The organism is Alloactinosynnema sp. L-07, assembly GCF_900070365.1.
GTDB lineage: Bacteria > Actinomycetota > Actinomycetes > Mycobacteriales > Pseudonocardiaceae > Actinokineospora.
This window is the reverse complement of record NZ_LN850107.1, coordinates 2,497,180-2,511,404: the sequence shown is the minus strand read 5'-3', so window position 1 is coordinate 2,511,404 and position 14,225 is coordinate 2,497,180. Positions and strand designations below refer to the sequence as shown.

Below are 14,225 nucleotides of genomic sequence, written 5' to 3'. Positions count from 1 at the left end.
TAGGAAGTCAAACTAAATGGGCGACGGTCCCAATCGCCGTCGACACCCCGAGGAGGATCCGATGTCCGCCCAGTTGCATCGCCCAGCGCACCCGGTCCGGTTCGTGACCGCGGCCAGTCTGTTCGACGGCCATGACGCGGCGATCAACATCATGCGCCGGATCCTGCAGTCCCAGGGCGCCGAGGTCATCCACCTCGGGCACAACCGCTCGGTCCGGGAGGTCGTCGCCGCGGCCATCCAAGAGGACGTGCAGGGTGTGGCGATCAGCGCCTACCAGGGCGGCCACGTCGAGTACTTCACCTACCTGGTCGAACTGCTCGCCGAGCAGGGCGCGGGCCACATCAAGGTGTACGGCGGCGGTGGCGGCGTCATCGTGCCCGACGAGATCAAGCTGCTGCACGCGCGCGGCGTCGAGCGCATCTTCTCGCCCGAGGACGGACAGACACTCGGCCTCGCCAAGATGATCAACTCGATGATCGAGGCCTGCGACACCGATCCGGCGGAGGCGACCCCGGCGACCGCCGACGGCCTGCTGGCGGGCGACCAGCGCACCCTGGCCCGCGCCATCACCCAGATCGAGGCGGGCACACTCGACAGCTCGGTCCGCGCCGCCGTGGCCGAGGCCGCCGCCGCGCGCCGTGTCCCGGTGCTGGGTATCACCGGAACAGGTGGCTCCGGCAAGTCCTCGCTGACCGATGAACTGGTCCGCCGCCTGCGGCTGGACCAGCAGGACAAGCTGCGGGTCGCGGTCATCGCCGTGGACCCCAGCCGCCGTCGCGGCGGCGGTGCGCTGCTCGGCGACCGGATCCGGATGAACAGTCTTGGAGGGGGCGGCGACGCTGGATCAACCCCAGTCTTCTTCCGCTCGCTGGCGACCCGCGGCGCGGGCTCGGAGGTCCCGGAAGGACTGTCCGACGTCATCGCCGCCTGCAAGGCCGCGGGCAACGACCTGGTCATCGTCGAGACCCCCGGCATCGGCCAGGGCGACGCGGCGATCGTGCCCTACGTCGACACCTCCCTGTACGTCATGACGCCCGAGTTCGGCGCCGCGTCGCAGCTGGAGAAGATCGACATGCTCGACTTCGCCGACGTCGTGGCGATCAACAAGTTCGAGCGCCGCGGCGCCGAGGACGCCCGCCGCGACGTGGCCCGCCAGCTCGTGCGCAACCGGGAGGCCTTCGGCAAGTCCTGGGAGGACATGCCGGTCTTCGGCACCAGCGCGGCCACCTTCAACGACGACGGCGTCACCGCGCTCTACCAGGAGCTGCGCACCCTGCTCGCGGCGAAGGGCGTGGCGTTCGGCGATGGCGTCCTGCCACACGTCGGCGGCCGGGTGTCCACCTCGGCGGCCACGATCGTGCCGCCGCAGCGCGCCCGCTACCTGTCCGACATCGCCGAGACGGTCCGCTCCTACCACCGCCAAACCGACGTCCAGGTCGAGGCCATCCGCGAGCACTCCGCGCTCACCCGCGCGCTGACCGCGCTGTCCGCCGCCGACGCGCCGACCGACGATCTCGACAAGATCACCGCGGAGGCCGCCCGCCGCGTCGAACGCGACACCGAGGACCTGCTGGCCCAGTGGCCCGCGACCGTCGAGCAGTACCGCGCCGACGAGCTGGTGGTGAAGGTCCGCGACAAGGAACTGCACACCCAGCTGTGGCGCGACACCTTGTCCGGCAACCGGGTCCCGCGGGTCGCGCTGCCCCGCTTCGACGACAACGCGACGCTGCTGCGCTTCCTGCGCAAGGAGAATCTGCCCGGCGCGTTCCCGTTCACCGCGGGGGTGTTCCCGTTCAAGCGCGAGGGTGAGGACCCGGCCCGCATGTTCGCGGGCGAGGGCGACGCCGAGCGCACCAACAAGCGGTTCAAGCTGCTCTCGCACGGCAACCCGGCCACCCGGCTGTCGACCGCGTTCGACTCGGTGACCCTCTACGGCCGCGACCCCGACACCCCGCCGGACGTCTACGGCAAGATCGGCACCTCCGGGGTCTCGATCGCCTCGCTCGACGACATGAAGACGCTCTACGGCGGCTTCGACCTGACCGCGCCGACCACGTCGGTGTCGATGACGATCAACGGCCCCGCGCCGACGATCCTGGCCTACTTCCTCAACACCGCGATCGACCAGCGCGTCGACGCGTTCGTGCTGGAGCACAACCGGCGGCCCACCGCCGAGGAGCACCAGGAACTCGCGGCGTGGGCGCTGGCCAACGTGCGCGGCACGGTGCAGGCCGACATCCTCAAAGAGGACCAGGGCCAGAACACCTGCATCTTCTCCACCGAGTTCTCGCTGCGGATGATGGCCGACATCCAGGAATGGTTCATCCAGCACCAGGTCCGCAACTTCTACTCGGTGTCGATCTCCGGCTACCACATCGCCGAGGCCGGGGCGAACCCCATCAGCCAGCTGGCGTTCACCCTGGCCAACGGCTTCACCTACGTCGAGTCGTACCTGGCGCGCGGCATGGACATCGATGAGTTCGCGCCGAACCTGTCGTTCTTCTTCTCCAACGGCATGGACGCCGAGTACTCGGTGATCGGCCGGGTCGCGCGCCGCATCTGGGCGGTGGCCATGAAGAACCGCTACGGCGCGGGGGAGCGGTCGCAGAAGCTCAAGTACCACGTGCAGACCTCGGGCCGGTCGCTGCACGCGCAGGAGATGAACTTCAACGACATCCGCACCACGCTGCAGGCGCTGTGCGCGCTCTACGACAACGCGAACTCGTTGCACACCAACGCTTTCGACGAGGCGATCACCACGCCCACCGAGTCGTCGGTGCGCCGGGCCATGGCCATCCAGCTGATCATCAACAAGGAGTGGGGCCTGTCGATGAACGAGAACCCGCTGCAGGGTTCCTTCATCATCGACGAGCTGACCGACCTGGTCGAGGAAGCGGTGCTGGTCGAGTTCGACCGCATCTCCGACCGCGGCGGCGTCCTGGGCGCCATGGAGACCGGCTACCAGCGCGGCCGCATCCAGGACGAGTCGATGCTCTACGAGCACCGCAAGCACGACGGCTCGCTGCCGCTGGTCGGCGTCAACACCTTCCTGCCCGTCAAGGGCGAGGAGGACGAGGTCTTCGAGATCGAACTGGCCCGCGCCACCGAGGACGAGAAGCGGCTGTGCGTCGAGCGGACCCGCGCCTACCAGCAGAGCCACCAGGTCCAGGCGCAGGAGGCCCTGGCCCGGCTGCGCGAGGTCGCGGCGTCGGACGGCAACGTCTTCGCGGTGCTGATGGACGCGGCGCGGGTGTGCACCCTCGGGCAGATCACCGAGGCGTTCTTCGAGGTCGGCGGCCAGTATCGGCGCAACGTTTAGCACTTCCGGTAGAAACTCCTTCGACAACGGTGTCAGTGAGAGGTGGATAGGTGACTGAGTTCAGCCGCGTCGGCGTGGTCGGTTCGGGTCTGATGGGGTCGGGCATCGCGGAGGTCTGCGCCCGCGCGGGCCTGGACGTGATCGTCGCCGAGGTCAACGCGACCGCCCTGGACGCGGGCCGCTCCCGCATCGAGGCGTCCCTGGCCCGAGGCGTCAAGAACGGCAAGCTGGCGGAGTCCGAGCGTGACGCGGCGCTGGCGCGGACGCGGTTCACCACCGACCTCGCCGACTTCGCCGACCGCCAGGTGACCATCGAGGCCGTCGCCGAGGACGAGTCGATCAAGACCGACATCTTCGCGACGCTGGACAAGGTCGTCGAGGACGAGAACGCGATCTTCGCGTCCAACACCTCTTCGATCCCGATCATGAAGCTGGGCATGGCGACCGCTCGGCCGCAGCAGGTCATCGGGGTGCACTTCTTCAACCCGGTGCCGGTGCTGAAACTGGTGGAGTTGGTGCCCTCACTGCTGACCGCCGATGAGACCAAGCAGCGCGCGCAGTCGTTCGTCGAGTCGGGGCTGGGTAAGCAGGTGATCTTGTCGCAGGACCGGGCCGGGTTCGTGGTCAACGCCCTGCTGGTGCCATATCTGCTGTCGGCGATTCGGATGCTGGAGTCGGGTTTCGCCTCGGCCGAGGACATCGACAACGGGATGGTGCTGGGTTGTGCGCATCCGATGGGGCCGCTGCGCCTGACCGACCTGATCGGTCTGGACACCACTAAGGCGATCGCCGACTCGCTGTATTCGGAGTTCAAGGAGCAGCTGTACTCGGCGCCGCCACTCTTGCTGCGAATGGTAGACGCCGGCCTGTTGGGCAAGAAGTCCGGTCGGGGTTTCTACCAGTACTGAGGCATTCGGGGAGTTCGGCCACCGTCGCTGCGGTGGCCGGCCCCTCGCAAGGGTGAAGCGCGGCGCGCCGATCGTCGCGGCGACCAACATCAGCGAACAGGGCGGGGTGGCTGGACCCTCACCTGGTGAACTCGGCGACGTAGTGCCAGCGTCCCGGGGGTTCCTCCGGGTTCGGCGGGCGCTCATCGACCCAGCCCTGGGTGAGGCCGAACGAGTCCAGTTCGACGCGGGTCAGGGGCTGGGCGATGCGGGGCGGGTCGTCGGTCGGCTTGGCGGAGAAGCCGATGACCAGGAGGGTCCCGCCGGGGGCGACGAACCCGCTGATGGCCTTGATGGCGGTGGCGCGGTTCTCGCCGCGCAGGACCTGGATCGTGTAGGCCTCGTAGACCAGGTCGAACGCACCACTCCACGCCGCGGGGGCGGCCAGGACGTCGGCGGTGCGGAAGTCGATGTCCGGGAAGCGCTCGGTGGCGAGGGTGACGGCGCTGGGGGAGAAGTCGAACGCGGTGACGTCGTAGCCGAGGGACCGGATGTACTCCGCGTCGTCGCCGTAGCCGCTGCCGACGACCAGTGCGCGGCCCGCGCCGGGGGTGGTGAGGCGGTTCGTCAGCAGGACGTTCGGGCGGGCGCGGTGCCAGGGCACCTCGGCCTCGCCGCGGCTCGCCTCGGCGTAGAGGGTTTCGAACCAGCGGTAGTCGCCCGCTGACTCGACGGCGAGTTGGGCGGCGCGGTCGGGATCGGTCACCCTGCCATCCTGCCCTATCCGCCGAAAGGTCTTTCAAGTTACTCGTGAGTGCTACTCATGAGTCGCGGCGAAAAAGTGAACGAACAACGGATATTGCGTGCTTCTGAACAATTTCAGGTGAGAACTCAGTCACAAATCGAGCGCTACTCGAGGGTAATTGTCCAAAGTGACGCGGTGGCAGTCATCGCATTGCGCGAACAGATCGGATCAACGGGCGCGCGCATGGTCGGGACGGGCGCGTACAGGCCCGCCGAGGCCGTGGCCAGCGAGGTGATCGCGGCCCGGTTCGGACGCACTGGTGACTGGATCCGCGAGCGCACCGGCATCAGCTCCCGACGCTTCGCCGGGTCGGACGAGACCATCGAGGGAATGGCGGTCGAGGCGGGCAGACGCGCGTTGGACAACGCGGGTGTCCCCGGATCGGCGGTTGACCTGGTGATCGTCGCCTCGTGCAGCCAACCGGTGCCGATTCCCAGCATCGCCGTCGGCGTCGCCGCGCGGCTGGGCGCGCCGCACGCGGCGGCCTACGACCTCAACGCCGCCTGTTCGGGGTTCTGCTACTCCCTGGCGGTGGCCGCCGACGCGATCCGCGGCGGGTCGGCGCGCACGGTGCTGATCGTCGGCGCGGAGAAGATGACCTCGTGGGTCGACCAAGCCGACCTGGGCACCTCGATCATCTTCGGCGACGGCGCGGGCGCGGTCGTCCTCACCGGGTCCGACACCCCGGGCATCGGCCCGATCGTGTGGGGCAGCGACGGCTCGGCCAGCGACCTGATCCACGTCCCGGCGGGCGGGCTCATGCACATGGAGGGTCAGGCGGTCTTCCGCTGGGCCACCACCGAGATCCACCCGATCGCGCTGCAGGCCTGTGACCGGGCGGGCGTGCGGCCAGGCGACCTGGCCGCGATCGTGCCCCACCAGGCGAACCTGCGCATCGTCGAGGCACTGGCGAAGAAGCTCGGCGCCACGGACGCGGTCGTCGCCCGGGATGTCGTCGACTGTGGGAACACCTCGGCCGCGTCGATCCCGATGGCGATGGACCGCATGCTCACCGAGGGCCAGGTCGACCCCGACGCGCTCGCGCTGCTGGTGGGATTCGGCGCGGGCCTCACCTACGCCGCCCAGGTCGTGCGGTTCCCCAGCGCCCTGGCCGCGGTAACCGGCTAGATGTACCTCGCCAGGACGTTGGTAACGGTCGTGTCGGACTCACGGGACAGCGGCTAACCCGGGCGGAAGTCGCTGGGCCGGGCCCGCAGGCCGAGCAGCCACTCGACGGCCTGCTCGCAGCGCACGGCGGCGAAACCGTCGCCGAACGGGTTGTCGGCGGGGGCCACGGCGAGGCGTTCCACCTGGCTCAGCACCAGCTTCTCGGCGATGCGGGCCACCAGCGCCCGGTCGGCGCCCGCGGTCCACGGGTAGCCAGGCCGGTCGGGTTCGGCCCAGACCCCGGGCTCCCCGCCGACCATCATCGCGGGCACGCCGAAGCTCGGCGCCTGCTCGGCGAGGATGTCGGAGTCGGTCACCACGGCAGCGGCCAGCGAGAGCAGGCACACCTGGCCGGGGTGGTCGACCGGCTCGGTGATCGTGACCCGGACCAGCCGCCCTAGCACGTTCTCGGCGCTGACCCGCAGCCCGCTGTCGTAGGGCGCGGGCAGCACGACCTCAAGGTCCGGGTTGGCCAACACCAGGTCGGCGACGCCGTGCAGCACCGCCGCGAGTTCGTCGGTGTCAGCCCAGCGGCCCGGATCCAGTGCGACGAGCACCATCCGGGACGCGCCCCGCACCACGGCGTTCTCCACGGCGCGCAGGCGGTCGTCGGCGTGGTCGCCGTGCCGGTCGAGCGCGTCGAACCCCGCGTCGACCGCCGTGCTGCCGACGGTGACGACCTTGGGCCCGCAGTGCGCCTCGCACTCCAGGTTCGACGCGGCGTCGGTGGTCGCGGCCAGGTGCAGCGAGCTCACCTGGGCGATCAGCCTGCGGTGGCCTTCCTCGGGAAACGGCGCCGTCAGGTCGTAGGAGCGGACCCCGGCGTCGAGGTGCACGACCGGGATCCGGTGCCAGAACGCGGCCATCGCCGCGCTGACCGCAGTGGCCGTGTCGCCCTGGACGATCACCGCGTCGGGCACCAGGTCGGTGTAGGCGTGGTCGAGCGCGTTGAGCAGCCGGGCCGCCGCCCGCGGCGTCGTGCGGTCGCGATCGGACCCGACGACCAGGCTGGGCACGAGATCGAACGCGCCGAGGGTCTCGGTCACCTCGTCGGGCCCGCAGGAGATCACCACCGGGCGGATCCGCTGCCGCAGCCGCATGGCGGCCGCCACCGGGGCGATCTTGACCGCGGCCGACGTGTCGCCCGCGACGAGACAGACCAAGGGGACGCGACCCGGGGCGGGTGCGGGCAGCGGGACCAGCGTGTTCGGCACTATGTCCGCCACCCCCTCACCGCGAGAAATCCATCGCGGCCGACGTTACCGCCGGTAGCGCGGGCGCCGGATTCGACACGCCGACCTCGTCGTTTCCGATCCGGTCGTGATCACCCTCCGCAGTCGCCCTAACCGTGGGGGCGCGGATTCTGCAGCCGGGTCGCGTAGACCGCGGCCTCGGTGCGCCGGTCGAAGCCGAGTTTGTGCAGCAGCGTCGAGACGTAGTTCTTGACCGTCTTCTCCGCGAGGTAGAGCTGGTTGGCGATCTGGCGGTTGGTCATGCCCTCGGCGATCAGGTCGAGGATCTTGCGCTCCTGCGGGCTCAACGTGCTGTAGCGCGGGTCCTCCGCGCGCCCGGAGCGAAGCCGGTCGAGCACCGTGGCGGTCACCCCGGCGTCGAGCAGCGACCCGCCCGCGGCGAGCGTGCGCACCGCGGAGACCAAGTCGTTGCCGCTGACCTGTTTGAGCATGTATCCGGCCGCGCCCGCCATGATCGCGCCGAAGAGCGCCTCGTCGTCGGAGAACGACGTGAGCATCAGGCACGCGGGCGGCGGCACCATGGCCGAGCGCAGTTCCCGGCACACGCTGACGCCCTCGCCGTCGGGCAGCCGCACGTCGAGGATGGCCACCTGCGGGCGCAGCGCGGGCACACGGGCCAGCGCCTGAGCCGCGGTCGCGGCCTCGCCGACGACAACGATGTCTGGCTCGGCGTCGAGCAACTGCTTGAGCCCGCGGCGGACCACCTCGTGGTCGTCAAGCACGAATACCGAGATGCTCACGAGACCACCTCGCACGCTCGGTGGCATTCGCGGGCGCACTGTGACATTGATTCGCTCGCACGCTCGCTCATGTGACCACCTCGCACGCTCGGTGGCATTCGCCGGCGCACTGTGACATTGATTCGCTCGCCAGCTCGCTCACGGGGCCTCCTCGGCGGTCACGCTCGGATGGCGGGGCAGCGGCACCGACCAACTCACTCTGGTCCCGCCGCGCGGAGGTGTCTCGAACACGCAGTCGCCACACCAGCGGCGGGCGCGCTGGAGCATGTTGGCCAGTCCGCTGCGCTGGGCGATCTCGGCGGGCAGTCCCGCGCCGTCGTCCTGCACCAGCAGTTCCAGCCGGGTGGCCGCCCGGTCGACGGTCACCGTCGCCTGGACCCGCGACGCGCGGGCGTGGCGCACGACGTTCGACAGCGCCTCCCGCAGCGTGGCGACCAGGTCGAGGTGGATCTCCGGGGGGACCACCGAGTCGAGCGGACCTTCCATCCGGACCGTGGGCTCGTAGCCGAGCGTCGCGGCGGCGTCGGAGATCGCGCGCAGGATGTCCGCGCGCGGGCTGTACGCGCCGTTCGCGGGCTCCTGCAAAGAGAAGATGCTGCGCCGGATCTCCCGGATCGTCTGATCGATGTCGGCGACGTGGCTGCCCAGCCGCTCCCCGAGTCCGGTGTCGAGCTGGCCGCGGGTCAGTCCCTGGATGCCGATGCCGATGGCGAACAGCCGCTGGATCACCAGGTCGTGCAGGTCGCGGGCGATCCGATCGCGCTCCTCGAACAGCGCCAGCCGCTGCCGGTCGAGCTGGGCCTGGGCGGACTCCATCGCCAGCGCGGCCTGGCTGGCGTAGCCGTCGATCATGCGCAGGTCGTCCTCGTCGAACGGGCGCGCGCCCACCGGCTTGGCCACGATCAGCACCCCGCGCGGGTGCGGCCCGGTGCGCAGCGGGGCGAACGCGGTCGGGCCGAGTTGGGCGACGCCGAGGGGCAGGCGGTCGAAGGTCTGGGCGGAGCGGGCGAACACGGCGTTGGCGAGCTGATCGATCCGGCGGGCCCGGCCGGTGCTGAACACGTCACCCGCCAGGCTCTCGACCACGGGGATGCGCAGGCCCTCGAACTGGGCGCGCAGGTCGCCGTTGCCCGCCTGGATCCGCAGGTCCGTGGGCGAGTCCGGGACGGCGACCGCGGCCAGGGCCGCGCCCGCGGTCTCCCTGGCCCGGCGGGCGAGCAGGCGCAGCGCGAACAGGTCTTCGACCCCGGTGCGCAGCAGCGCGGTGACCTCGTTGGTGGCGCGCAGCCACGCTTCCCGGCGGTGGCTGCCCTCGTAGAGTTTGGCGTTCTCGATCGCCAGCCCGGCCGCCGCGGCCAGCGCGCCGACGACGTCCTCGTCCTCCTGGGTGAACGGCAGGGCGCCGATCTTGCCGCTGAGCTGCAACTGGCCGAAGACCGTGCCGCGGGACCGCACGGGCATCGCGAGGAACGAACCGCTCGCGGGATGGTCGTCGACGCTGCCGGACTCGATGACCTCGCCGTCCTGATCGATGACCCGCAGCACGCCGTACCGGGCACCGGTCAGCTCGCGGGCCGCGGCCACGACGCGGCGGGTGACGTTGTGCATCGACAGGTCGCTGCCCACCGAGACGACCGCGTCGAGCAGGTGTCGGACCCGTTCCCGGGAGACCTTGGCGGCCGCGGCCAGGTCGATGAGGTCGTGGATCAGCGGGCCCGCGCCCGGTACGTCGCTCTGCTGCTCGGTCGGCCACGCGTCGGAACCGTGGCGTCGCGCGCCCAACCCGCCCCCCGCTCCCGTCTGCAGCACGGCACTCCCGCTTTCCGTCGCACCGCCGGAGTGTCCCGCTTCACTCCGGTCCCAAATAAGGGATCGTCAACCTTCTCGCAAGTGATACAGCTATAGGCGGAATCGCGCCAGATCAACTGTTTCGACAGTGGCCCCATTCAGCTCGCCGCGCAAGGTCGACCGCGTAATGTCACCGCGAATACGTACGATTGTTGCTCGGCGCCCGGAATCCCCGCCTGCCGGTGATCTCTTCACGGTACGTCACGGCGTGTGGCCGCTTGGCCACCTATCGCTACCTGGTGTAACGCGTGAGGGTCGCTCGGATCTTGGGGAGAGTATTTGGACCCTACTGGCGGGGGTAATTTTCCGGCCGCGACCGGCATTCGGCCCATAACTCGGACGCCTATTTGCGGGGTGTTCACGCGCGCCTTTTGTCTAAGGAAAGAACGCCAGGTCACCGCGCTGATTCGGCGGTGGTGAGCCAGCGCAATGTCCACCGGCCGGGTCCGCCGCGCAGAATCGTTCTGGAAAGCGGCGCGATATCGATTCGCCAGAATGCGGACGGGTCGGCGCCCAATGCGCGGACAATCATCGCCTTCGCCACCGCCGGATGGGTCACCGCGACGGTACGGCGGCCATCAGGGGGCGTGTCGAGCCAGCCGCCCACCCGATCGAGCAGATCGAGCAGGGTTTCCCCGCCGTGCGGGGCCGCGCCGGGGTCGGTGAGCCAGATCGCGACCGCGTCCGGCTCGGCCGCGGCGACCTCGTCGAGGGTGCGCCCGCGCCACCGGCCGTAGTCGCAGTCGCGGAGCCGGTCGTCGGGGTCGGCGGACAGACCCAGTGCCGCCGCGGTCTGCGCGCACCGCGACTCCGGCCCGCGCACCGCGGTGTCGGCGCGCGGGCCGCCATCGATCCCGGTGTGCTCGATCGGCTCGTCGGCGGGGAAGGCGGCCAGTCGGGTCGCCGCCGTCGCGGCATGGCTGACCACGGTCAACGTTCGGCTCATGACATATCCCACCCCACGAACGGCCGCGTTGACACCGTCCCCGTGGCTCCCATACTTTTCAAAGTCGACCCTGATGGTAGAAGGAAGCCGGTGTGACTCCGGCACGGCCGCGCCACTGTGATTGATCCTCGACCGGGGATCACAGTCAGACCCTCCACCGTCGCCTGCTCCAACGACTGGGCCGCGTGAAGCCCGAGGAGGACTCCATGACGCATGCCGTCGCGATTCCCGCACCCATCCCGCTGACGATCCCGATTCGACAGATCCTGCCGTACGCGATCTTCGTGGGGGTGCTCTCCCTGCTGGCGCTGTACTTCGTGGGTGCCGAGCAGGGCGCCCTGGCGATCTTCGAGGGCACCACGGTGCACGAACTCGTCCACGACGCGCGGCACCTGCTGGGCTTCCCGTGCCACTGACCGAAACCGAGCCAGTGAACACCGCGGCACCCGCGTTGACCATGCGTTCGCTGCTGATCTGGGGCCTGCTCGCCGGCCTGGTCGGCGGCCTGCTCGCCTTCGGCTTCGCCGCCGCGTTCGGTGAGCCCTCGGTCGACCGCGCCATCGCGATCGAGGAAGCGGGCGCCGCGGCCCATCCCCACGGCGAGACCCCCGCGGCCGAGCCGGAGCACGGGCACGCCGAGGAGGAAGGGTTCACCCGGGCCTTCCAGTCCACGGTGGGCCTGGGCATCGGCGCGGTCCTCTACGGACTGGGCGTCGGCGGCCTGTTCGGCGTCGCGTTCGCTTTCGCCTACGGCAGGCTCGGCACCCGCACGCCGCGGGCCACCGCGCTGGCCCTGGCGGGCATCGGGTTCGTCGCGGTGGTGCTCGTGCCGTTCCTGACCTACCCGGCCAACCCGCCCGCCGTCGGCAACCCCGACACCATCGAGGAGCGCACCGCCCTGTTCTTCGCCATGATCGCCATCTCGCTGGCGCTCGTGGTGGCCGCGGTCGCGGTGTCCCGGTCGCTGACCCCGCGCCTGGGCGGGTTCACCGCCGCCACGGTCGCGACGGTGGGCTACCTGGTGATCGTGACCGCGGTGGCCAAGGTGCTGCCGGGCTTCCAGGAGGTCCCCGAGGGCTTCCCCGGCGACCTGATCTGGAACTTCCGCATCGCGTCGCTTGGCACCTCCGCGGTGCTGTGGGGCGCGATCGGGGTGACCTTCGCGGTCCTCATGCACCGGAGCCTGCAACGCAAGGCCTGAGCTGACGACACCTCGAACCGCGAGCCACCCGTGTCGGGCGGCTCGCGGTTCGTCGTTCAAGCGAAGTTGGAGACTCGAATCGTTCAGTTCTTGAGGGCCGAGACGAACGCCGAGATCGCCGCCGGGTTGCCCGCCGGGTGGGTGTGCAGATAGGACGCGTGCACCCCGCCCACCGCGAAACCCTCCCGCTGGACCGTCCCCTCGTGGTCGCGCCAGATCCACGCGGGGCCGGTGCCGTGGGCCGGGGTGGTGCGGGTGCGGTGGAACTCGTGGCCGGTGACCCTGGTGCCCTCGGCGTGCAGCGCCGAGTCGGTCGCGGCGACCGCGTCGCGGTAGCCCAGGGTCAGGCGGGGGGTCATCGCCGCGGTCGCGGGCAGCACCCCGCACATCGGCAGATCGTCCAATTCGGACGCGAGGTAGAGCAGGCCGCCGCACTCGGCGTGGATCGGGGCGCCGGATCCGGCCAGCGCGCGGACGGCCGCGCGCAAGGCGCTGTTGGCCGACAGGGCCTCGACGTGCTGCTCCGGGAATCCGCCCGGCAGCACCAGCGCCCGCGTCCGCTCGGGCAGGTGTTCGTCGCGCAGGGGATCGACCACGGCGATCTCCGCGCCCGCCGCCCGCAGCAGCTCAACGTGCTCGGTGTAGCCGAAGGTGAACGCTGGACCGCCCGCGACCGCGACCACCGGCCTGCCCGCCGTGGGCGTGACCTCGGCGGCGGGATCCCAGGCCGGGCCAGGGAAGCCCGGCGCCGACCGGGCCAGCGCGACGATCGCGTCCAAGTCGACCGAGCCGTCGATCAGGTCGGCCATCGCCGCGACCGCCTGGACCGCCGCCGCGCCGTGCTCCACGGCGGGGACCAGCCCGAGGTGCCGCGACGGCACATCCACGTCCACCGCGCGCCGCACCGACCCCAGTACCGGCAGACCGACGTCGTCGCACGCCTCGCGCAGGACCTGTTCGTGCCGGTCGGAGCCGACCTGGTTGAGCACCACGCCCGCGAGCCGCACGCCCGCGCGGTAGGAGCGGAAGCCGTGCAGCAGCGCGGCCAGGCTCGTGCTCTGCCCGCGGGTGTCGACCACCAGCAGCACCGGCGCGTTGATCAGCTCGGCCACGTGCGCGGTCGAGCCGTAGCCGCCCGCGGCGACCTGGTGGCCGATGCGGCCGTCGAACAGGCCCATGACGCCCTCGACCACCGCGAGATCGGCGCCCGCCGCGCCGTGGCGGAACAGCGGGCCGACCCGGTGCTCGCCGACGAGGACCGGGTCGAGGTTGCGGCCCGGCCGGTCGCACGCCAGCGAGTGGTAGCCGGGATCGATGTAGTCCGGCCCGACCTTGAACGGCGCGACCGTGTGCCCGCGCCGCCGCAGGGCGGCCATCAGACCCGTGGCGACAGTCGTCTTCCCGCTGCCGGACCCGGGGGCCGCCACGACGAGTCTGGCTACCACTCGATGCCCTTCTGGCCCTTCTGGCCCGCGTCCATCGGGTGCTTGACCTTGGTCATGTGCGTCACCAGGTCGGCGGCGTCGACCAATGCCTGCGGCGCGTCCCGGCCGGTGATCACCACGTGCTGGTGTCCAGGCCGGTCGGTCAGCGTCCGCACGACCTCGTCGACGTCGATCCAGCCCCACTTGAGCGGGTAGGTGAACTCGTCGAGGACGTACAGGTCGTGTTCCTCGCGCTCGATCCGGCGGGCGATCTCCGCCCAGCCCTCGCGCGCGGCCTCGGCGTGGTCGTCCTCGGTGCCCGACTTGCGCGACCACGACCAGCCCGCGCCCATCTTGTGCCACTCGACCGGCCCGCCCTCGCCGGTCTGCTCGTGCAGCTTGCCAAGCGCGAGGAACGCAGACTCCTCGCCGACCTTCCACTTCGCGGACTTGACGAACTGGAACACCCCGATCGACCAGCCCTGGTTCCACCCGCGCAGCGCCAGGCCGAACGCGGCGGTCGACTTGCCCTTCATCTCACCGGTGTGGACCACCACCAGCGGCCGGTTGCGCCGCTGGCGGGTGGTGCGGCCGTCGTCGGGGACGGTCTCGGGCTTGCCCTGTGGCATCGGTGA

General features: G+C 70.6%; 12 protein-coding genes. 5 read left to right on the top strand and 7 right to left on the bottom strand.

From position 1 onward, the window contains the following. Nucleotides 1–61 precede the first annotated feature (61 nt). A complete protein-coding gene (gene icmF / locus BN1701_RS11250) occupies nucleotides 62–3,319 on the top strand; it encodes a fused isobutyryl-CoA mutase/GTPase IcmF (RefSeq protein ID WP_054048086.1) in 3,258 nt (1,085 codons plus the stop codon). 50 nt (nucleotides 3,320–3,369) lie between these two features. Beyond that, a complete protein-coding gene (locus tag BN1701_RS11245; protein WP_054048084.1) occupies nucleotides 3,370–4,227 on the top strand; it encodes a 3-hydroxybutyryl-CoA dehydrogenase in 858 nt (285 codons plus the stop codon). A gap of 118 nt (nucleotides 4,228–4,345) precedes the next feature. Here the strand turns inward: BN1701_RS11245 and BN1701_RS11240 are convergent, their stop codons facing one another. Next, a complete protein-coding gene (locus BN1701_RS11240; RefSeq protein ID WP_054048082.1) occupies nucleotides 4,346–4,972 on the bottom strand; it encodes a bifunctional 2-polyprenyl-6-hydroxyphenol methylase/3-demethylubiquinol 3-O-methyltransferase UbiG in 627 nt (208 codons plus the stop codon). Nucleotides 4,973–5,146: 174 nt separating this feature from the next. Between BN1701_RS11240 and BN1701_RS11235 the strand changes: the two genes are divergently transcribed. After that, the gene (locus BN1701_RS11235; protein WP_369800521.1) at nucleotides 5,147–6,139 is read left to right on the top strand and encodes a beta-ketoacyl-ACP synthase III; all 993 of its coding nucleotides are present in this window, start codon (nucleotides 5,147–5,149) and stop codon (nucleotides 6,137–6,139) included. Nucleotides 6,140–6,192: 53 nt separating this feature from the next. Here the strand turns inward: BN1701_RS11235 and BN1701_RS11230 are convergent, their stop codons facing one another. From BN1701_RS11230 to BN1701_RS11215, 4 genes are all read right to left on the bottom strand, one after another. Next, on the bottom strand, nucleotides 6,193–7,404 hold the full coding sequence (locus tag BN1701_RS11230) for a UDP-N-acetylglucosamine 2-epimerase (protein ID WP_054048077.1): 1,212 nt from the start codon (nucleotides 7,402–7,404) through the stop codon (nucleotides 6,193–6,195). Nucleotides 7,405–7,520: 116 nt separating this feature from the next. Further along, the gene (locus tag BN1701_RS11225; protein WP_054048075.1) at nucleotides 7,521–8,171 is read right to left on the bottom strand and encodes a response regulator transcription factor; all 651 of its coding nucleotides are present in this window, start codon (nucleotides 8,169–8,171) and stop codon (nucleotides 7,521–7,523) included. A 138-nt stretch (nucleotides 8,172–8,309) separates the two neighbouring features. Continuing rightward, nucleotides 8,310–9,980, bottom strand: coding sequence for a GAF domain-containing sensor histidine kinase (locus BN1701_RS11220; RefSeq protein WP_054048073.1), 1,671 nt, complete (start codon nucleotides 9,978–9,980; stop codon nucleotides 8,310–8,312). A gap of 433 nt (nucleotides 9,981–10,413) precedes the next feature. Continuing rightward, a complete protein-coding gene (locus BN1701_RS11215) occupies nucleotides 10,414–10,965 on the bottom strand; it encodes a histidine phosphatase family protein (RefSeq protein WP_054048071.1) in 552 nt (183 codons plus the stop codon). A gap of 206 nt (nucleotides 10,966–11,171) precedes the next feature. On the opposite strand from BN1701_RS11215, the gene BN1701_RS11210 reads away from it, so the two are divergent. Next, the gene (locus BN1701_RS11210; protein ID WP_054055781.1) at nucleotides 11,172–11,381 is read left to right on the top strand and encodes a CbtB-domain containing protein; all 210 of its coding nucleotides are present in this window, start codon (nucleotides 11,172–11,174) and stop codon (nucleotides 11,379–11,381) included. A 14-nt stretch (nucleotides 11,382–11,395) separates the two neighbouring features. Next, nucleotides 11,396–12,166, top strand: a complete 771-nt coding sequence (locus BN1701_RS11205; RefSeq protein WP_369800520.1) for a CbtA family protein — start codon at nucleotides 11,396–11,398, stop codon at nucleotides 12,164–12,166. A gap of 83 nt (nucleotides 12,167–12,249) precedes the next feature. Here the strand turns inward: BN1701_RS11205 and BN1701_RS11200 are convergent, their stop codons facing one another. Beyond that, entirely contained in the window at nucleotides 12,250–13,611 is a 1,362-nt protein-coding gene (locus BN1701_RS11200) for a cobyrinate a,c-diamide synthase (protein WP_054048069.1), read from the bottom strand. Continuing rightward, nucleotides 13,605–14,219 carry a cob(I)yrinic acid a,c-diamide adenosyltransferase gene (gene cobO / locus BN1701_RS11195; RefSeq protein ID WP_054048067.1) on the bottom strand — a complete coding sequence of 205 codons (615 nt, stop codon included), beginning with the start codon at nucleotides 14,217–14,219 and terminating at the stop codon, nucleotides 13,605–13,607. The genes BN1701_RS11200 and cobO overlap by 7 nt, the downstream gene beginning before the upstream one ends. Between the last annotated feature and the right edge of the window lie 6 nt (nucleotides 14,220–14,225).

Coding starts and splice junctions, on each gene's coding strand:
- cobO (WP_054048067.1), bottom strand. CDS start 14,219: ATGCCACAGGGCAAGCCCGAGACCGTCCCCGACGACGGCCGCACCACC.
- BN1701_RS11215 (WP_054048071.1), bottom strand. CDS start 10,965: ATGAGCCGAACGTTGACCGTGGTCAGCCATGCCGCGACGGCGGCGACC.
- BN1701_RS11210 (WP_054055781.1), top strand. CDS start 11,172: ATGACGCATGCCGTCGCGATTCCCGCACCCATCCCGCTGACGATCCCG.
- icmF (WP_054048086.1), top strand. CDS start 62: ATGTCCGCCCAGTTGCATCGCCCAGCGCACCCGGTCCGGTTCGTGACC.